At 68.9% G+C, this 17,735-nt stretch carries 20 protein-coding genes; 14 read left to right on the forward strand and 6 right to left on the reverse strand.

Annotated elements, in window-relative coordinates:
• Nucleotides 1-81 precede the first annotated feature (81 nt).
• The 9 genes from BS69_RS0109220 (at nt 82) to ribA (ending at nt 7,211) form a co-directional block, all read left to right on the forward strand.
• The gene (locus BS69_RS0109220; RefSeq protein ID WP_029941660.1) at nt 82-756 is read left to right on the forward strand and encodes an energy transducer TonB; all 675 of its coding nucleotides are present in this window, start codon (nt 82-84) and stop codon (nt 754-756) included.
• Between the two features lie 54 nt (nt 757-810).
• The gene (locus tag BS69_RS0109225) at nt 811-1,137 is read left to right on the forward strand and encodes a hypothetical protein (RefSeq protein ID WP_029941661.1); all 327 of its coding nucleotides are present in this window, start codon (nt 811-813) and stop codon (nt 1,135-1,137) included.
• Nucleotides 1,138-1,147: 10 nt separating this feature from the next.
• The gene (gene ribD, locus BS69_RS0109230; RefSeq protein WP_029941662.1) at nt 1,148-2,104 is read left to right on the forward strand and encodes a bifunctional diaminohydroxyphosphoribosylaminopyrimidine deaminase/5-amino-6-(5-phosphoribosylamino)uracil reductase RibD; all 957 of its coding nucleotides are present in this window, start codon (nt 1,148-1,150) and stop codon (nt 2,102-2,104) included.
• Between the two features lie 3 nt (nt 2,105-2,107).
• Nucleotides 2,108-2,707, forward strand: coding sequence for a riboflavin synthase (locus BS69_RS0109235; protein ID WP_029941663.1), 600 nt, complete (start codon nt 2,108-2,110; stop codon nt 2,705-2,707).
• Nucleotides 2,708-2,768: 61 nt separating this feature from the next.
• Nucleotides 2,769-4,052 carry a 3,4-dihydroxy-2-butanone-4-phosphate synthase gene (gene ribB, locus BS69_RS0109240; RefSeq protein WP_029941664.1) on the forward strand — a complete coding sequence of 428 codons (1,284 nt, stop codon included), beginning with the start codon at nt 2,769-2,771 and terminating at the stop codon, nt 4,050-4,052.
• A gap of 4 nt (nt 4,053-4,056) precedes the next feature.
• The gene (gene ribH, locus BS69_RS0109245; RefSeq protein WP_029941665.1) at nt 4,057-4,479 is read left to right on the forward strand and encodes a 6,7-dimethyl-8-ribityllumazine synthase; all 423 of its coding nucleotides are present in this window, start codon (nt 4,057-4,059) and stop codon (nt 4,477-4,479) included.
• Between the two features lie 81 nt (nt 4,480-4,560).
• Nucleotides 4,561-5,181 (forward strand): LolA family protein, encoded by a 621-nt coding sequence (locus BS69_RS0109250; protein ID WP_029941666.1) that lies wholly within the window; start codon nt 4,561-4,563, stop codon nt 5,179-5,181.
• A gap of 204 nt (nt 5,182-5,385) precedes the next feature.
• Nucleotides 5,386-6,177: an exodeoxyribonuclease III gene (locus BS69_RS14565; protein WP_029941667.1), complete on the forward strand. Its 792-nt coding sequence runs from the start codon at nt 5,386-5,388 to the stop codon at nt 6,175-6,177.
• Nucleotides 6,174-7,211: a GTP cyclohydrolase II gene (gene ribA, locus BS69_RS0109260; RefSeq protein WP_029941668.1), complete on the forward strand. Its 1,038-nt coding sequence runs from the start codon at nt 6,174-6,176 to the stop codon at nt 7,209-7,211. Before BS69_RS14565 ends, ribA begins: the two co-directional genes overlap by 4 nt.
• Here the strand turns inward: ribA and BS69_RS0109265 are convergent.
• A complete protein-coding gene (locus tag BS69_RS0109265; protein ID WP_029941669.1) occupies nt 7,208-7,852 on the reverse strand; it encodes a YggS family pyridoxal phosphate-dependent enzyme in 645 nt (214 codons plus the stop codon). The two genes, ribA and BS69_RS0109265, sit on opposite strands and share 4 nt — an antisense overlap.
• Nucleotides 7,853-7,876: 24 nt before the next feature.
• Here BS69_RS0109265 and BS69_RS0109270 point away from each other — a divergent pair, with 24 nt between their 5' ends.
• Nucleotides 7,877-8,401 carry a thiamine phosphate synthase gene (locus BS69_RS0109270; RefSeq protein WP_037504454.1) on the forward strand — a complete coding sequence of 175 codons (525 nt, stop codon included), beginning with the start codon at nt 7,877-7,879 and terminating at the stop codon, nt 8,399-8,401.
• On the opposite strand, the gene BS69_RS0109275 is transcribed toward BS69_RS0109270, so the two are convergent.
• Nucleotides 8,391-9,122, reverse strand: a complete 732-nt coding sequence (locus tag BS69_RS0109275; RefSeq protein ID WP_051676664.1) for a porin — start codon at nt 9,120-9,122, stop codon at nt 8,391-8,393. The two genes, BS69_RS0109270 and BS69_RS0109275, sit on opposite strands and share 11 nt — an antisense overlap.
• Nucleotides 9,123-9,339: 217 nt before the next feature.
• On the opposite strand from BS69_RS0109275, the gene BS69_RS0109280 reads away from it, so the two are divergent.
• From BS69_RS0109280 to BS69_RS0109295, 4 genes are read left to right on the forward strand one after another with little or no spacing between them, the layout of a single operon-like run.
• Entirely contained in the window at nt 9,340-9,735 is a 396-nt protein-coding gene (locus BS69_RS0109280) for a DUF3576 domain-containing protein (RefSeq protein ID WP_342665812.1), read from the forward strand.
• Between the two features lie 25 nt (nt 9,736-9,760).
• On the forward strand, nt 9,761-12,268 hold the full coding sequence (leuS, locus tag BS69_RS0109285; RefSeq protein WP_029941673.1) for a leucine--tRNA ligase: 2,508 nt from the start codon (nt 9,761-9,763) through the stop codon (nt 12,266-12,268).
• The gene (lptE, locus tag BS69_RS0109290; protein ID WP_029941674.1) at nt 12,265-12,762 is read left to right on the forward strand and encodes an LPS assembly lipoprotein LptE; all 498 of its coding nucleotides are present in this window, start codon (nt 12,265-12,267) and stop codon (nt 12,760-12,762) included. The genes leuS and lptE overlap by 4 nt, the downstream gene beginning before the upstream one ends.
• Nucleotides 12,759-13,760 carry a DNA polymerase III subunit delta gene (locus BS69_RS0109295; RefSeq protein ID WP_029941675.1) on the forward strand — a complete coding sequence of 334 codons (1,002 nt, stop codon included), beginning with the start codon at nt 12,759-12,761 and terminating at the stop codon, nt 13,758-13,760. Before lptE ends, BS69_RS0109295 begins: the two co-directional genes overlap by 4 nt.
• Here the strand turns inward: BS69_RS0109295 and BS69_RS0109300 are convergent.
• Genes BS69_RS0109300 through mnmG form a run of 4 tightly spaced genes read right to left on the reverse strand, consistent with a single transcriptional unit; the run spans nt 13,757 to nt 17,713 of the window.
• Nucleotides 13,757-14,638 carry a ParB/RepB/Spo0J family partition protein gene (locus tag BS69_RS0109300; RefSeq protein WP_029941676.1) on the reverse strand — a complete coding sequence of 294 codons (882 nt, stop codon included), beginning with the start codon at nt 14,636-14,638 and terminating at the stop codon, nt 13,757-13,759. The genes BS69_RS0109295 and BS69_RS0109300 overlap by 4 nt on opposite strands.
• Nucleotides 14,635-15,414 (reverse strand): ParA family protein, encoded by a 780-nt coding sequence (locus BS69_RS0109305; protein ID WP_029941677.1) that lies wholly within the window; start codon nt 15,412-15,414, stop codon nt 14,635-14,637. The genes BS69_RS0109300 and BS69_RS0109305 overlap by 4 nt, the downstream gene beginning before the upstream one ends.
• A complete protein-coding gene (rsmG, locus tag BS69_RS0109310) occupies nt 15,411-16,016 on the reverse strand; it encodes a 16S rRNA (guanine(527)-N(7))-methyltransferase RsmG (protein WP_029941678.1) in 606 nt (201 codons plus the stop codon). Before rsmG ends, BS69_RS0109305 begins: the two co-directional genes overlap by 4 nt.
• 11 nt (nt 16,017-16,027) lie before the next feature.
• A complete protein-coding gene (gene mnmG, locus BS69_RS0109315) occupies nt 16,028-17,713 on the reverse strand; it encodes a tRNA uridine-5-carboxymethylaminomethyl(34) synthesis enzyme MnmG (RefSeq protein ID WP_029941679.1) in 1,686 nt (561 codons plus the stop codon).
• Between the last annotated feature and the right edge of the window lie 22 nt (nt 17,714-17,735).

Below are 17,735 nucleotides of genomic sequence, written 5' to 3' on the forward strand. Positions count from 1 at the left end.
CCGCATCCGACTACGACTCTTGCGCCGACCATGTGATGATGTAACATCATCTCCTCGACTCGGAACAGAGGAGGTGCGTTCATGCTTGCCTACGCCACCCACCGCCGGACTCCGCGCCAGCTCAGCCCCTCGACCCTACTTGTCATCGTGGGTGTCCACGCCGTCGCTTTGGCGATGGTCGCCGCGGCCAAGATGGACATCGACATCGTTCCGCGCGGCGGACCGACCAAGATCATCGACATCCCGCTGCCGCCGCCCCCAACTCCGCCCAAGCCGGTCGAGCAACGATCGCAGGAACAGCAGCCCGCGCATCAGTCCAGCATCGACCGCTTTCCGCCGATCACGCCGCTTCCGATCCCGGGACCGGAGTTCGCCGCCGGACCGACCACTCTCGATCCGCCCGATCTCGGCCCGATCCTCGATAAGCCGATCGGTCCGCCCGCGCAGCCCGATCCGCCCCCGGTGATGCCGGTCAAGGTCGCGGCGCGGGCGATCACCCCGGCCGACCTCGTGCGCCCACCCTATCCCGATTCGAAGCGGCGGTCGGAAGAGGAGGCCGCGCTTCGCCTGCGCCTGTCGATCGACGAGCGCGGCCGGGTGACCGCCGTGGAGCCGATCGGGGCGGCCGATCCCGACTTCCTCGCCGCCGCCCGCAGCCACCTGCTCCGCTTCTGGCGCTACCGGCCCGCGACCGAGGATGGCCGCGCGGTCGCGACCAGCATGGTGATCACGCTTCGCTTCCAGCTCGAGGAGTAAGGCGCGAGGGGCCGGGCGTTTGCCGTTCGGCCCCCGCCATCCTACATGCGGCGCATGCCCGTGCTTCCCCCCATGCACAGTCCCAAGGCGGCGTATCGCGACTTCAAGGCCTTCGTGTCGCGTCGCGGACGGGAACATGGGCTCGCGGTCGCGCTCAGCCTCGGCTTCACCGCCTTCATCCTCGTCATCTTCTTTCTCGACGCGCGAGTGAATACGGCGCCCCCGCCGACCATCACCTATGTCGAGAGCTATTCGGCCGATCGCACCGACACCGACATCAAGGCCGACCAGATCAAGGACCAGAAGAAGCGCGAGGAGCGAGCGAAGGCCCGCCAGGAGCAGTTCCAGGAGATCGCCAATAAGCTCGGCATCGAGAACTGAGGCCGGGTGGATGGCCGAGGCGGTCCGCCTCGGCTCGGCGGCGCAGGGCACCACCGCGCCCAATCCCAATGTCGGCTGCGTGATCGTCGGGGCCGATGGCGCGATCATCGCGCGCGGCGCCACCGCGCCTGGGGGGCGCCCCCATGCCGAGGCGATAGCCCTGGCCGAAGCCGGCGAGCGCGCGCGGGGCGCGACCCTCGTCACCACGCTCGAGCCCTGCAACCACCGGAGCCAGCGCGGCCCGGCCTGCACCGACCTGATCCTCGAGTCGGGCATAGCGCGGGTGATCGCCGCGCTCGAAGATCCCGATCCCCGCACCCATGGCGAGGGCCTGGCCCGGCTGCGCGCGGCGGGAGTCGCGGTCGAGCTCGGCACCGGCGCCGAAGAGTCCCGCGAAAGCATGGCCGGTTGGCTGCTTCGCCAGAAGCTCGGCCGGCCGCGGATCACGTTAAAGCTCGCGCTGTCGATCGACGGCAAGATTGCGCTGCCCTCGGGCGAATCGAAGTGGATCACCGGCGAGGATGCCCGCGCCCACGTTCATCTCGAGCGCGCGCATCACGACATGATCCTGGTCGGTCGCGGGACGCTCCAGGCCGATTCGCCGCGCCTCGACGTCCGACTTCCCGGACTCGAGGAACGCTCCCCCCGACGGGCCCTGCTCAGCCGCGGCGAGGCTGTCGCGGGCTGGGAGATGCTGCGCGCACCAGAGGACGTCTTCCGACTTCATGACGTCAACGACCTGCTCGTGGAGGGCGGCTCGGCGACCGCCACCGCCTTCCTCGCCGCCGACCTCGTCGATCGGATCCTCCTCTATCGCGCGCCCATCATCATCGGCGAAGGCCGGCAGAGCGTCGGCTATATCGGGCTCGACGCGATCGGCGACGCGCATGGGCGCTGGGTGGCGCGCGACGGCCGCTCGCTTGGCATCGACCGTCTCGAAGTCTACGAGCGCGTCCGGGAAGGCTGAACCATGTTCACGGGCATCATCACCGACATCGGCACCGTCCGCACCGCCGAACAGCGCGGCGACCTGCGCCTCGTCATCGGCTGCGGCTACGACATGGGCGGAGTCGCGCTCGGTGCGTCGATCGCCTGCTCGGGGGCCTGCCTGACCGTGGTCGACAAGGGGTCCGACTGGTTCGCGGTCGACCTCAGTGCCGAGACGGTGGCGCGCACCGCGCCGGGTCTGTGGGTCGAGGGCGGCAAGCTCAATCTCGAGCGCGCGCTTCGCCTCGGCGACGAGCTTGGCGGGCACCTCGTCACCGGTCATGTCGACGGCCTTGCCGACGTCATCGGCCTCTGCCCCGAGGGCGATTCGACCAAGGTCGGCCTGGCCGTCCCGCGCGAGCTCGGGCCGATGCTCGCACCCAAGGGCTCGGTGACGCTCGACGGCGTTTCGCTGACGGTCAACGAAGTGGTCGACCATGCCGACGCGACCCATTTCAGCGTCAACATCATTCCGCACACCTGGCAGCATACGACGTTCGATACGCTGGCGGTCGGACGGCGGCTAAATGTCGAGATCGATGTGCTGGCGCGCTACCTTAAGCGGATGACCGCTTCGGCCTGATCACATTACAGGGCCATCTCTTGGGCTGGATCGTCACATCGTGATGTGATAGGCGGCAATCATGTCGACCACCCTCATGGATCGCCTCAACGCGATCATCGAAACCGGCGAGATCAGCCGGTCCGGCCTGGCCCGCGCGGCGGGGCTACATCCCAACTCCTTGCGCAAGCTCGGCTCGCCAGACTGGAACCCGACCGCCGACACGCTGCTCCGGCTCGAGAAACTTCTCCAGCGCGGCACCACCGAGGTGCTCGTCGGCCCCGAGGCGATCATCGACGAAGCCCGCAACGGGCGGATGTTCATCCTCGTCGACGACGACGACCGCGAGAATGAGGGCGATCTCGTCATCCCGGCGCAGATGGCGACCCCCGACGCGATCAACTTCATGGCCCGCCACGGGCGCGGGCTCATCTGCCTCGCGCTGACCAAGGAGCGCGTCGACCAGCTCGGCCTGCCGCCGATGAGCCGCACCAACGGCACCCGCCACGAAACCGCCTTCACCGTGTCGATCGAGGCGCGCACGGGCGTTTCGACCGGAATCAGCGCCGCCGACCGGGCCCGCACCATCGCGGTCGCCATCGATGCCGCCAACGGCGCCGAAGACATCGTCTCGCCCGGCCACGTCTTCCCGCTGGTCGCGCGCCCGGGCGGCGTGCTGGTCCGCGCCGGCCACACCGAGGCCGCGGTCGACGTCTCGCGCCTCGCCGGACTCAACCCTTCCGGCGTCATCTGCGAGATCATGCGCGAGGACGGGACCATGGCGCGGCTCGACGACCTCGTCGATTTCGCGCGCAGCCATGGCCTCAAGATCGGTACGATCCGCGACCTCATCGCCTACCGCCTGCGCCGCGACCACCTGGTCGAGCGGGTGGCCGCCTCGCCCTTCACCAGCCCCTCGGGCGTCGAGTGGCAGGCCCAGGTGTTCCGCGACAAGGCGACCGGCTCCGAGCAGCTCGCGCTGGTGCTCGGGCCGCTCGACCCGGAACAGCCGGTGATGGTCCGGATGCACAGTCTCGACCTCTTCGCCGATGTGCTTGGCGAGCCGGGCGAGCGGACCGGCCTGCTTGCCGGCGCGATGCGGATGATCGAGGCGCAAGGGTCGGGCGTCGTCGTCGCGCTCCATGCCGCGAGCCCCGGTTCGCTCTCGCGCTCGGCCGACCGCCGCTCTGGCAAGGAGGTCGAGGAAGGCGAGACGCTGCGCAGCTACGGGATCGGCGCGCAGATCCTCGCCGCGCTTGGCGTTCACGACATGATATTGTTGTCGAATACGCGCCATTCGCCCGTCGGGCTCAGCGGTTACGGCCTCGCGATCGTCGAGGAACGCTGCATCGGGCAGGAGGGCTGAACCGATGGCGCATGTCCTGATCGTCGAGGCCCGCTTCTACGCGCACCTCAATGACCTGCTCCTCGCGGGCGCCCGCGCCGCCATCGAGAAGGCGGGCCACACGCACGAGACACTCACCGTGCCCGGCGCGCTGGAAATCCCCGGCGCGATCGCCGCGGCGGCCGAGAGTGAGGCATTCCACGCCTATGTAGCGCTTGGCGTCATCATCCGCGGGGAGACCTATCATTTCGAGGTGGTCTCGAACGAGAGCGCGCGCGGGATCATGGACCTGACCCTCGCCGGTCTGGCCGTCGGCAACGGCATCCTCACCGTCGAGAATGAGGCGCAGGCCCTGGTCCGTGCCGACCCCGCCGAGCTCGACAAGGGCGGCGCCGCGGCCGAGGCCGCGCTCGCCCTGCTGGCGCTCGCCGAGCGCTTCGGCAGCTGAATGGCGGGGAACCGGGAAGTTCAGAGGGCATTCAAGGCGCAAGGCCTAGGCAATCTGCCAAACATCATCACAGGAGCAACCATGTCCCTCCTCCGTTTCCCGGCGCACCTGCTCGCGCCCGTCGCCATCGTCGCCCTCGCCGCCCCGGCCGCGATCGCCCAGCCCGCCGACCCGCTCCGCCAGGTCGAGCAGAGCCTGTCGGCGACCTCGTCGATGACCGCGCGCTTCACCCAGACCGACGGTCGGGGTCGCAGCCAGTCGGGCATGCTGAGCCTCAAGCGGCCGGGCAAGATCCGCTTCCAATATGGCGCGGGTGCCAACATGCTGCTGGTCGGCGACGGCCGGAACCTCACCTTCCTCGACTATGAGGTCGGCCAGAAGTCGTCCTGGCCGATCGCCAAGTCGCCGCTTGCGGTGCTGCTGTCGCCGCAGCCCAACCTGTCGCGCATCGCGCGGGTCGAGAAGCAGGCCAATCCGGGCATCGTTCTGGTCCGTGCCCGCGACGCCCGCCGGCCCGAGTTCGGGACCCTGCTCCTCGCCTTCTCGCGCAATGCCTCGGCGCCCGGCGGGCTGATGCTCGAAGGCTGGACCGCGATCGACGCGCAGAACAAGAAGACCACCGTCAAGCTCGACGGGCAGCGCTACAATGTCGCGCTGGCGGACTCGACCTTCACCTACGCCGAGCCCAAGAAGCGCAAGTGATTGGTATCAAAGTCGCAACTGTTCATGCGGGCTTCAGGCAGCATGAGATAGTAGCGCATCTGACCGTCGTGCCGGCTTGGGTTTCCCCCTGTTACCGGGTCGCCGACTGGTCCCTCGCGTGACGAACGCTTGGTCGGCCCTCGCTCCATGCCCCCGGAGCGGGGGCCTTTGCCTATGGGGCGTGGCCCGCGCTAGGGAAGCCTTGTGACCCGTCTCAAGATCGCCAGCTGGAACATCAACTCGGTCCGCGCGCGCGTGCCGATCGTCGGCCGCTTCCTCGACGAGGAACAGCCCGACGTTCTGTGCCTCCAGGAGACCAAGGCCGAGGACAAGGATTTCCCGGCCGCGCTCTTCGCCGATCGCGGCTATGTCCACCAGGCGCTCAACGGGCAGCGGATGCACCACGGCGTCGCCATCCTCAGCCGGATCCCGCTCGAGGCGCACGGCCGCCACGACTGGCAGGACAATGGCGAGGCGCGCCATGTCGGTGTCCAGCTGCCGCAGGGGCTCCGGCTGGAAAACGTCTACGTTCCCGCCGGCGGCGACATTCCCGATCGCAACCTCAATCCCAAGTTCGGGCAGAAGCTCGACTTCATCGAGCGCATGACCCGCTGGTCCGAGGATCTGAAGGAGCCGACGCTGATCGTCGGCGACTTCAATGTCGCGCCGCTCGAATGCGACGTGTGGAGCCACAAGGCGCTGCTCGATGTCGTCAGCCACACGCCGATCGAGGTCGAGGCACTCGGCCGGCTGCAGCAGGCGCATGGCTGGGTCGACCTCGGCCGCACGTTCGTGCCCGCGCCCGAGCGCAACTACACCTGGTGGAGCTATCGCTCGCCCGACTGGACCAAGAACGACCGCGGCCGGCGGCTCGATCATATGTGGGCCAGCCCGAGCGTCGCGGCGCAGGCCACCGCGCACAAGGTCCACGAGCCCTGTCGCGCCTGGGAGCGCCCCTCGGACCACGTGCCCCTGGTGGTCGAGCTCGAGCTTTGAGCAAGGCTGCCGCGGCCATCGCGGCCCTCAGGGCCGGCCGGCCGGTGACGGTCGGGAGCCTGACCGTGGTCCCGGTCGAGACCGCGACCGACGCCTTGCTGGCCGAGCTCGATCCCGATTCCCGTTCGCCCCTTCTCCTGAGCGGTGCGCGCGCGGCCGCAATCGGGCTTGGCAACCAGCGCGAGGCCGCCTCGACGCTCGCCCCGGTGCTGGTCGAGCGCAGCGACTGGCTGACCACCGGGAAGATCCGCGAACTGGTCGATCCGGCGTGGGATTTCGCGCGTTTCGTCGAGGGGCCGCTGCGGTCGCTCCCCGTCGCCGATCCCGAGGCCGCGCTCGGCGCGCTGACCCTGAGCCGGCTGGCGGGGCTGGTCCCGGCCTTCTGGCTGCTCGATACGCCTGCCGCCCTGGCCCTCAAGTCGTCCGAGGCGACATCGGCCGCGCGCCCGCGGACCGTCGCGATCGCCGCCCGCGCGATTCTTCCGGTCGAGGGCCTCGAGGTGCCCACCCAGATCGTCGCGATGCGGGCCGAGGAAGATGGCAGCGAGCATGTCGCGCTGGTGATCGGCGCGCCGGGCGGCAAGCCTCCGCTGGTGCGCCTGCACAGCGAATGCCTGACCGGGGATGTCTTCGGCAGCCTCAAATGCGACTGCGGGCCCCAGCTCAATGCCGCGCTCCGGCTGATGGAAGCCGAGGGCAGCGGCATCCTGCTCTACCTGCGCCAGGAAGGGCGCGGGATTGGCCTTGCCAACAAGATCCGCGCCTATGCGCTGCAGGATCGCGGGCTCGACACGGTGGAAGCCAACCGCCGCCTCGGCTTCGGCGACGATGAGCGTGATTTCGCGCTGGCCGCGGCGATGCTGCGGGCGCTGGGCGTCGAGGCGGTGCGGCTGCTGACCAACAATCCGGCCAAGATCGAGGGACTCGCCGCGGCGGGGATCGCGGTCACCCGGGTTCCCCATCACCTGCCCGCCAATCCGCACAATGCCGATTATCTGGCGACCAAGAAGGCCAAGAGCGGCCACCTCGATTAATCTTCGAACAGCGCAGTCCCGACCCGGACGACGGTCGCGCCGAGCATCACGGCGCTGCGAAGGTCGCCGCTCATGCCCATCGACAGGCGAGTGACGTCATGCCGCCGCGCGAGCTTGGCAAGGAGCGCGAAATAGGGGCTGGCCTCGACCCCGGCAGGCGGAATGCCCATCAGCCCGGCGAAGGCGAGCGGGGTGTCGCGCAGCGCGGCGAGGAAGGCCGGAAGCTCTGCCAGCGGGACCCCGCCCTTCTGCTCCTCCTCGCCGATGTTCACCTGCACATAGGTCGGCCCAGACCAGCCCGCTTCGACCAGCGCATCGCGCAAGCTCGCCCGGTCGAGCGAGTGGATGACGTCAAACAGGCCGGCGGCTTCCTTGGCCTTGTTCGACTGGAGGCGGCCGATCATGTGCAGGCGGATGTCGGGATGACGGTCCCGAAGATCGGGCCACTTGGCCATGGCTTCCTGCACCCGGCTCTCGCCGAAGTCGCGCTGGCCCGCCGCGATCAGCTCCTCGATCGCTTCGGCAGGGCGATTCTTGCTGACCGCTACCAGCGTCACGTCCTCCGGCTTCCGGCCCGCGACATGCGCGGCCTGGTCGATCGTGGCGCGGACGGCGGCGAGGCGGGTGGCTGCATCGGACATCGCCGCCTGCTAGGAGCCTGACCCATGAGAAGGCAAGGCTGGCCGACCTCCTGGCTGCTTACCGACGAGCGGATGGGCAAGGATCTCGCGACAGCGATCGCGCGGGCGGCCGAGGCCGGTGCCGGGATCATCGTGCGCCATCACACCAGCGGTCGCGACGAGCGCCGGCGCATCGCCCAGGCGGTGCGGGAAAGCGGTGCGGTTCTCGGCATCGCGCGCGACGTCGCGCTCGCGGCCGAACTGCGTGCCGACCTCGTCCACAATCCGGACGGGGGCACCGACCTCCCCTTCAGCCTGTCGGTGCATGACCATGGCGAGGCCGAAGCGGCGGCGCAGCGGCCGGCAGCGATGGTGTTCGTCTCACCCGTCTTTTCGACGCGATCGCACCCTGGGGCCAAGGTGCTGGGCGAGGCGCAAGCGCTCGCGCTCGCCAGGGCCGCCTGTCATCCGGCCATCGCGCTCGGCGGCATGGACGCGGAGCGCGGCGCCACACTGATGGCGCGCGGCTTCCACGGCTGGGCGGGAATCGACTGCTGGCTTAGAACTTGAAGGCCGTGCCGATGTAGACGGCCTGGCTGTCGCGGCGCTGGTCGCGGAAGGTGGCCACCCGCTCGCGCTCGATCTTGTACTTCACGCCGCCGGTCAGCGCGATGTTGCGGCTGATGTTGTAGGCGCCGCCCACGTCGAGCGCATAAGCGGTCGGATCGGCGATCGCGCTTGCCCGCTCGCCGGTCGCGCGGTCGGCGCTGGCGGCAACCCGGCCGGTGAACTTCTTGACGCTGTAGCTCACGCCCACTTCGGCGCCTTCGCGCGGGCTGAACGCCGGGGTGGCGCCCTGCGCACGGCTGACGTCGGCCGAGACCGCGAAGCGCTTCCAGCCAACGGCCGCGCCGAGATTGTAGGACGCCGGGGTGAGCGGCATGCCGCCCGCCATCGGTGCCGCCGCAATCGCGCGGTTGGTGAGCGCGGCCTGCGACGGCGTGCTCGCCCGGGCGCGCACCGCGATCCGGATCTGCGAGGGACGCTGGCGGCTGGCGGCCGGGGTGAAGCGAAGGTCCGACGCCATGGTCGGGCGGCTGGCGAGCGCCGCGGCAAGCCGCGGATCGGCCTGCGCGGGCGTAAATCCGCCGTCGAAGGAGAGCGAAACCGCGGGCGGGCGCTTGGCCTCGTCCTTGGGTGCCGCGATCACGACCGAGGCAGGCAGCACGAGGCTCGCGGCGGCGATCGCCACGGCCCACTTGCCCCGAATGTCGCGCGTGCGACTCACCACTGCCCCGATCCTTTCGGGCGATACATAGGATGGCGGAGATGAATGTTCCACGACCGTCTTGGAATCGCCCCATGATGTGACATTGAATCCACAATGCCGCGCTGGTCGGGAACGGGTTGCGAGGGGTGGCCCATCTCCTATAACGCGCTCAACGACATCTTCGTCTTCTAGGAATTGCACCATGCGTCGACCGCTTGCCGTTGTTCTCCTGTCAGCCGTGGCGCTGACGGCCGCCGGCTGCAGCCGCAACCGCAACATCCCGGTCGAGCTGGCCCCGTCGCGGACCACCGCGATCGGCGTGAACACCTATCTGTGGCGCGCCGCGATCGACACGCTGAGCTTTGCGCCGCTGGTCACCGCCGACAGCAACGGCGGCGTGATCGTGACCGATTGGTACGCCAACCCCAATTCGCCGGGCGAGCGGGTCAAGCTGACCGTCTCGATCCTCGACCAGGACTTGCGCGCGGACGCGCTGCGCGTCGCGGCCTCGCGCCAGGTCAGCCAGAACGGCACCTGGGTCGACGCCCCGGTGACCGCCGCCACGGTGCAGAAGCTCGAGGACATCATCCTTACCCGCGCCCGTGACATCCGCCGCGCCTCGGTCGGCGGCTGAGGACCTTCAACCGACAGGAGCAAGCATGACCACCGACCGTTTCGATCCGGCGGCGAGCGACTCCCGCTGGCAGGAGCGGTGGGAGGAGCAACGCTGCTTCCGCGCCGACAGCGCGAGCGCCAAGCCCAAGGCCTATGTCCTCGAGATGTTCCCCTATCCCTCGGGGCGCATCCACATGGGGCATGTCCGCAACTACACCATGGGCGATGTCCTCGCCCGGTTCCGCCGCGCGCAGGGGCATGAAGTGCTCCATCCGATGGGCTGGGACGCCTTCGGCATGCCGGCCGAGAATGCGGCGATGGAAAATAAGGTCCATCCCGGCAGCTGGACCCGCTCGAACATCGCGACGATGCGCGGGCAGCTGAAGCGGCTTGGCTTCGCCCTCGACTGGAGCCGCGAACTCGCGACCTGCGAGCCCGATTATTACGGCCACGAGCAGGCGCTGTTCCTCGACCTGTTCGCCGCCGGCCTCGTCTTCCGCCGCGAATCCGAGGTCAACTGGGACCCCGTCGACATGACCGTGCTCGCCAACGAGCAGGTGATCGACGGACGCGGCTGGCGTTCGGGCGCGCTGGTCGAGCGTCGCAAGCTCAACCAGTGGTTCCTGCGGATCACCGACTTCGCCGAGGAGCTGCTCGAGGGCCTCGACACCCTCGACCATTGGCCCGACAAGGTCCGGCTGATGCAGGAGAACTGGATCGGCAAGAGCCGCGGCCTGCAATTCCGCTTCCAGCGGCCCGAGGGCGGCGAGGTCGAGGTCTTCACCACCCGTCCCGACACCATCTTCGGCGCGAGCTTCGTCGCCATCTCGCCCGGCCACCCGATCGCCGAGGCGCTCGCCGCCGAGCGCCCTGACGTCGCCGACTTCATCGCGCTGGCCAAGCAGGGCGGGACCACCGCGGCCGAGATCGAGACTGCCGAGAAGCTCGGCTTCGACACCGGGCTGACAGTCACCCACCCGCTCGATCCCGACTGGCAGCTGCCGGTCTGGATCGCGAACTTCGTGCTGATGGACTATGGCACGGGCGCGCTGTTCGGCGTTCCCGGCCACGACGTCCGCGACTTCGAATTCGCGACCAAATACGACCTGCCGATCAAGCGCGTGGTCGCCGCTTCCGCCGACGATGCCGAGGCGCCGTTGACCGAGGCCGAAACCATTTCGGGCGTCGCGGTCAACAGCCGCTTCCTCGATGGCCTGACCACCGACGAGGCCAAGGCCGAGGTCATCCGCCGCGCCGAGGCCGACGGCTGGGGCAAGGGCACCACCCAGTATCGCCTGCGCGACTGGGGCGTCAGCCGCCAGCGCTACTGGGGGACGCCGATCCCGATCATCCATTGCGATGACTGCGGCGCGGTCCCGGTGCCCAAGGATCAGCTGCCCGTCGTGCTGCCCGAGGACGTCACCTTCGACATTCCCGGCAACCCGCTCGACCGGCATCCGACCTGGAGCAAGGTCGATTGCCCCACCTGCGGCAAGCCGGCCCGGCGGGAAACCGACACGCTCGACACCTTTGTCGATTCCTCCTGGTATTTCATCCGCTTTGCCTCGCAGCCCGAGGACAAGCCGTTCGACGCAGCCGAGGCGCAGGCCTGGCTTCCGGTCGGCCAGTATATCGGCGGGGTCGAGCATGCGATCCTGCACCTGCTCTACGCCCGCTTCTGGACCCGCGCGCTCGAGCGGATCGGCCGCCTGTCGTTGAAGGAGCCGTTCAAGGGCCTCTTCACGCAGGGCATGGTCACCCACGAGACCTACAAGGCCGGCGACGGCAGCTGGCTCAGCCCCGGCGAGGTCACCCGGAGCGGCGACGACTGGATCCACATCGAGAGCGGCCAACCGGTCACCAGCGGCCGGGTCGAGAAGATGTCCAAGTCGAAGAAGAATGTCGTCGATCCCGACGCCATCATCGACCGCTACGGCGCCGACGCGGTGCGCTGGTTCATGCTGTCGGATTCGCCGCCTGAGCGCGACCTCGAATGGTCGATCGGCGGGATCGAGGGCGCGGCGCGCTTCGTCCAGCGCGTCTGGCGGCTGGCGACTTCCCCGGTCGAGCCCTCGGGCGAGGACAAGGCCGTCACCCGCAAGCTCCATCGCACGATCGCCGCGGTCGGCGCGGCGATCGAGGGCCTCCAATTCAACAAGGCCATCGCCGCGGTCTACGAACTGGTGAGCACGCTCGAAAAGGCGGCCCCGTCGGCCGCCAGGAGCGAGGCCATTCGCACCCTCGTGATCCTCGTCGCCCCCATGGCCCCGCACCTCGCCGAGGAGGCATGGGCGGCGCTCGGCGGCGATGGGATGGTCGTCGACCAGCCGTGGCCGGCGCATGACCCTGCGCTGCTGGTCGACGACGAGGTCACCATCGCGGTCCAGGTCAATGGCAAGCTCCGCCACACGCTGACCGCGCCGCGCGGAATGGACCGCGAGGCGCTGCAGGCGATGGCGCTGTCGGCCGACAAGATCAGTGCCCTCATGGAGGGCGCCGAGCCACGCAAGGTCATCGTCGTGCCCGACCGCCTCGTGAATATCGTCCTGTGAGGAGGCTGCTCCTCGCCGCCGGCCTGATGGTCGCGCTTTCGGGCTGCGGCCTGCGGCCGGTCTATGGCGGCGGCGCGTCGGGCCCGACCGCGACCTTCCTCGACCAGGTGTCGGTCCAGCCCATCGCCGGCGGCCGCACGGGCTGGCTGCTCCGCGCCGCGCTCGCCGACCGCCTCGGCGAGCCCAAGGGGGACGAACGCTACCGCCTCGATGTCGAGGTCGACGACGACGTCACCGGCTTCGGTATCCGCGGCGACACCGCGGTCACGCGCGAGCGCCGCACCATTCGCGCGCGCTACCGCCTGATCGACAATGCCACCGGCCAGATCGTGCTCGACGCCACTGCGGGCTCCGACGCCGGGATCGACGTGGTCAGCTCCGACGTCGCCACGGTCGCGGCCGAGCAGACCGCCGCCGAGCGGCTGGCGCAGGTCGTCGCCGATCAGATCGTCGGCCGCCTCGGGCTCTACGCGAACGCGCAGCGCAAGCGGTGAAGCTCGCCTCGGATCGCGCCGGGCCGCTGCTCGATCGTCCCGATCCAGCTATCCGCCTGTTCCTCCTGTCCGGCGCCGACAATTCGACCAGCCGGCTCCACGCCCAGCGGCTGCTCGCCGCACTCGGCGCCGAGAAGCTCACCACCAGCGGTGCACAGCTGAAGGGCGATCCCGGCTGGCTCGCCGACGAGGCCGCAAGCCTGCCGATGTTCGGCGGCAAGCGCCTGTTGTGGATCGAGCCGGCAGCCGAGGACAGCGTCGCTGCCATCACCGCCATGCTCGAGCTCCCGGCCGTCGAGGCGCCCGTCGTCGCCATCGCAGGCGTGCTGCGCAAGGACAGTGGTCTGGCCAGGCTCGCCGACGGGCACAAGCTCGCCATCCATGTCGCTAGCGAGCCGCAGACCGCGCGCCAGCAGGTCGGCGCGATCCTCGAGCTCGGCCGCGCCGAGGGCCTGAGGATCGCCCCCGAGCTCGCCGAGCGGATCGCCGAGGAGGCGGCCGGCGATCTCATCCTCGTGCGGCTCGAGCTGCAGAAATTCGCGCTGTACCTCGATGCCGCGCCCGACCGGCCGCAAGATCTCGACGACGACACGGTCGCGGCGCTTGGGATCGACCAGTCGGAAACCGATTTTGCGCGGCCCGGCGATGTCGCCCTGATGGGTGACGTCCGCGGCTTGGGTGGCGAGCTTGCCTTGCTCGACAGCAGCGGCATCGACCCCATCCCGGTGGTTCGCGCCCTTCAGCGTCGACTGCTGATGCTCGCGCCGCTGCGAGCCCGGCTCGACGGCGGCCAACGCGGCGATGCCGTGCTCAAAAGCGTCTGGGCCCGGGACAAGGACGTCGTGCGCCGGATCCTGCCGCGCTGGACCTCGCCCTTGCTCTCCGAGGCGTTTGTCCGCGTGCAACGACTGGAGCGGGAACTGCTGCTCCGCCCGGTTCCTTCGAGCGCGGCCTTGGGAGAAACGCTGATTCAGCTCGCCCGGATGGCGCGGCGCTAGATCGGTTCGCCGCTCAGTCGCTGACAGATGAGATCGAGCTGGTCGAGGCTCGAGAAATGCACCGCGACCTGGCCTGCGCCCGCCGCATGCTGGATGCTGACCTTGAGCCCGAGGAGGTCGCCAAGCTGGCGCTCGAGCGCGACGAGGTCGGCGTCACGCGCCGCTGCGGCCAGCCGCGCACTGCCCCGCGCAATGTCGCTCCCTGCCCCCGGCTTTGCGCGACGCGCCAGCGCTTCGGCCTGGCGGACCGACAAGCCGCGCTTGACGATCTCCTCGGCGAGAAGCTCGGGGTCGGGTGCCGAAGCAATGGCGCGAGCATGACCCATGGACAAGGTGCCGGCGTCGAGATGCGTTCGCACGCTCTCCGGAAGATCGCGCAATCTCAATAGGTTAGCGATGTGGCTGCGGCTCTTGCCAACGAGCTTGCCGACGTCCTCCGGCTTGTGCCCGAAGCGTTCGACCAGCGCGGCATAGGCGTCGGCTTCCTCGAGTGGACCGAGGTCGGCGCGCTGGACATTCTCGATCAGCGCGACCTCGGCGGTCCCGGCCTCGTCGAAGCTGCGGACGATCGCGGGGATTCGGTGAAGCTGGGCTCGCTGGGCCGCGCGCCAGCGCCGCTCGCCGGCGACGATCTCATACTGCCCCGCCTCTGCACTCGGACGGACCAGAATGGGTTGCAGCACCCCGCGCGCGCCGATCGACTCGGCCAGTTCGGCGAGCGAATCCTCGGAGAAGATGCGGCGCGGCTGGAGTGGGTTGGGCTTGATCGCGGCAACATCGATCTCGCGCACGCCCTCGGCGCTGCCCGCAGCGACCGCGGGCGCATCGCCAAGCAATGCCGACAGGCCGCGTCCCAATCCTCGTGCCTGCTGGTTCATGCGGCTTCCTTGAGCGCCGGAAGGCGCGACAATAGTTCGCGCGCCAGGCCGACATAAGCGGTCGAGCCCGAGCAGCGCAGATCATAGATGAGCGCCGGAAGGCCGTGGCTCGGCGCTTCCGACAGGCGGACGTTGCGGGGCACGACAGTCTCGAACACCGCATTGCCGAGGCAAGCGCGGACATCCTCGGCCACTTGCGCCGACAGACGATTGCGGCGGTCGAACATGGTCAGCGCGACGCCCAGGATCGACAGCTCCGGATTGAAGCGGGTGCGAATCCGCTCGACGGTCTGGAGGAGCTGGCTCAGCCCCTCGAGGGCGAAGAACTCGCACTGCAGCGGCACGAGCAGGTGACGCGCGGCAACCAGCGCATTGACCGTCAGCAGTCCGAGCGAGGGCGGACAGTCGACCAAGCAGATGTCCCATCGCTGTGACGCCGCGTCGAGCGCGTCGGCCAGCCGGTGGGTGCGCCGGTCGAGCCCGACCAGCTCCACTTCGGCGCCCGACAGGTCCTGCGTCGCGGGAAGAAGGTCGAGCCGCGGGACCCGGGTCGACAACACGCTGTCGTCGAGACGCTCGGTCCCGATCAGCACTTCGTAGGACGACCGCTCGCGCGCCTGCGGCCCCACCCCGAGACCGGTGGACGCATTGCCCTGCGGATCGAGGTCGATCAGCAGGACGCGCCACCCCATGGCGGCAAGACCCGTCGCGAGATTGATGGCGGTCGTGGTCTTGCCGACCCCGCCCTTCTGATTGGCAATCGCGACCTTGATCATCCCCGCCCCATCCTCTTCCGGACCTTCTCGGCAACCAGGATCCGTGCCTCGGGATCGGTCGCACTGGCTTCCAGACGAAACTCACCTTGCCACGTGGAACGGGCTTCGGCCAGTTCCATTGCGGCGCTTCGCCCCTTTGGCAGCACCCACCGGCTTCCGCCATGCGACCGTGGGACGGACAAGGCGAAAAGCTTGTCGAGCGACGCGACCGCCCGGGCCGTGATGACGTCGAAGCTGCCGGTCACCTGCTCGACCTTTCCCGTGACGATGGCGACGTTCTTGAGGGCAAGCGCATCGCTTACACGTTCGAGAAAGTCGGTTCGCAGGCGTCGCGGCTCGACCATGGTGACGTGCTTCACGCCGAGGATTGCGAGAACCAGACCGGGCAGACCCGGACCGCTCCCGATATCGAGCCATTCGGCGTTCACCGGCGCGAAACGAATCAGCTGGGCACTGTCCGCAATGTGGCGGGTCCACAAGGCGTCGAGACTGGCCTTGCTCACCAGGTTTTGCCGTTCATTCTCTTGCCGCAACATGTCCGCGAATGAGGCCAGTCTTTCCTTTGTTTCACGTGAAACAGGGGTTCCGAGAACCGCGGCCAAAGAAGTTTCCGTCACGCAGCCGCCCTCTTGGTCACGGCAAGATGCAGCGCGGTGAGCGCGGCGGGGGTGATCCCCGGCACGCGACTGGCCTGGTCGAGATTCTCCGGACGAGCCCCTTCGAGTCGTTCCGACATCTCCGCCGACAACCCCGGCACGCGCGAGAAGTCGAGCGATGACGGCAGCGTCACCGCGGCGTTGCGCGTGACCTCCTGCCACTCACGGACTTGGCGCTCCACATAAGGCGCGTACAAGGTATCAGCTTGGCCCTCGTCGGTCATGGCAAAGGCCGGTTGTCGCCTTTGCTCGAGATGGGTGATGATCGACGCCGCCCGCTGCTCCGAGAGCGCATTCGTCTCAAGCGCAATGGCCCCAAGCCGGGTGACGGAATTGTCCGCACGAAGCGACAGGCGATATTCGGAGCGCGCGGTCATCATGCGATAGGGTTCGGTCACGCCCTGAAGGGTCAGGTCGTCGAGCATCACCCCGATGTAACTCGACCGGCGGTCGAAACGGATTTCCTCGCGGCCAGTCGCCGAGGCGGCGGCATTGAGCCCGGCGACCAGTCCTTGCGCTGCCGCTTCCTCATATCCCGTGGTGCCATTGATCTGGCCCGCGAGGAACAGGCCGGGAAGATCACGCACCTCGAGCGTCGCGCCGAGCCGCCGCGGATCGACATGCTCATATTCGACCGCATAGCCGGGCCGGACGATCTCGGCGCGCTCTAGGCCCGGGATGGTGCGGACGAAGGCCGCCTGGACGTCGAGGGGCATCGAGGTCGAAATGCCATTGGGATAAACCAGCCTGTCGTCCAGTCCCTCGGGTTCCAGAAAGACCTGATGACCCTCGCGATCGCCGAACCGACGGATCTTGTCCTCGATCGACGGGCAATAGCGCGGCCCCCTCCCCTCGATCACGCCGGCATAGAGCGGGGAGCGATCGGCGAAGGCGCGGATGACGTCGTGCGTGGCCTGACTGGTGCGCGTGATCGCGCAGCACAGCTGCGGGAGCGTCTGAACTTCTTCAGGCAGCGCAGAGAAACGCCATGCATCGACGTCGCTCGCCTGCTCATCAAGTCTCGCCCAATCGATGCTGCGACCGTCGATGCGTGGCGGGGTCCCGGTCTTGAGGCGACGCGCGGCAAGCCCGATCTCGCGCACCTGCTCGGCCAAGGGAATGCTCGCCGCCTCGCCGTGCCGGCCCGCCCGCCGCTGCTCCTCGCCGATGTGGATGACGGCGTCGAGGAAGGTGCCGGTGGCAATGACCACCGCCCGCGCGGCGATCTCGCTTCCATCGGCGAGCGCGACGCCAGAGACCCTGCCTTCCTCGATCAGGAGCCGAACGGCCTCCCCGGTGAGGCGCCGAATCGGCGTGACAGCAAGCAAGGTCTCGATGGCCGCACGATAGCGTTTGCGGTCGGCCTGGACGCGCGGACCCCAGACGGCAGGTCCCTTGCTGCGGTTGAGCATCCGCCGGTGGATGACCGCCCGGTCGGCCGCGCGTGCCATGAGCCCGTCAAAGACGTCGAGCTCACGGACGAGATGCCCCTTCCCCACCCCGCCGATCGACGGGTTGCAGCTCATCTGACCGGCGTCCTCGGTACGGAAACTGAGCAGCGCTACCGACGCACCGGAACGCGCCGCCGCACTCGCGGCTTCCGTACCCGCGTGACCCGCGCCGATGACCAGGACGTCGAACATGGAGGGCCATTAACGCGTCGGC

It is taken from the genome of Sphingomonas astaxanthinifaciens DSM 22298 (assembly GCF_000711715.1).
In the GTDB taxonomy this organism is placed as follows: Bacteria; Pseudomonadota; Alphaproteobacteria; order Sphingomonadales; family Sphingomonadaceae; genus Sphingomicrobium; species Sphingomicrobium astaxanthinifaciens_A.

Bases quoted from the DNA above. Each gene is read 5' to 3' on its own strand.
- ribB (WP_029941664.1), top strand. From the start codon at position 2,769: ATGTCGACCACCCTCATGGATCGCCTCAACGCGATCATCGAAACCGGC.
- BS69_RS0109220 (WP_029941660.1), top strand. From the start codon at position 82: ATGCTTGCCTACGCCACCCACCGCCGGACTCCGCGCCAGCTCAGCCCC.
- leuS (WP_029941673.1), top strand. From the start codon at position 9,761: ATGACCACCGACCGTTTCGATCCGGCGGCGAGCGACTCCCGCTGGCAG.
- BS69_RS0109270 (WP_037504454.1), top strand. From the start codon at position 7,877: ATGAGAAGGCAAGGCTGGCCGACCTCCTGGCTGCTTACCGACGAGCGG.
- BS69_RS0109300 (WP_029941676.1), bottom strand. From the start codon at position 14,638: ATGAACCAGCAGGCACGAGGATTGGGACGCGGCCTGTCGGCATTGCTT.
- BS69_RS0109265 (WP_029941669.1), bottom strand. From the start codon at position 7,852: ATGTCCGATGCAGCCACCCGCCTCGCCGCCGTCCGCGCCACGATCGAC.
- ribH (WP_029941665.1), top strand. From the start codon at position 4,057: ATGGCGCATGTCCTGATCGTCGAGGCCCGCTTCTACGCGCACCTCAAT.
- BS69_RS0109305 (WP_029941677.1), bottom strand. From the start codon at position 15,414: ATGATCAAGGTCGCGATTGCCAATCAGAAGGGCGGGGTCGGCAAGACC.
- BS69_RS0109250 (WP_029941666.1), top strand. From the start codon at position 4,561: ATGTCCCTCCTCCGTTTCCCGGCGCACCTGCTCGCGCCCGTCGCCATC.
- BS69_RS0109225 (WP_029941661.1), top strand. From the start codon at position 811: ATGCCCGTGCTTCCCCCCATGCACAGTCCCAAGGCGGCGTATCGCGAC.
- ribD (WP_029941662.1), top strand. From the start codon at position 1,148: ATGGCCGAGGCGGTCCGCCTCGGCTCGGCGGCGCAGGGCACCACCGCG.
- mnmG (WP_029941679.1), bottom strand. From the start codon at position 17,713: ATGTTCGACGTCCTGGTCATCGGCGCGGGTCACGCGGGTACGGAAGCC.
- BS69_RS0109235 (WP_029941663.1), top strand. From the start codon at position 2,108: ATGTTCACGGGCATCATCACCGACATCGGCACCGTCCGCACCGCCGAA.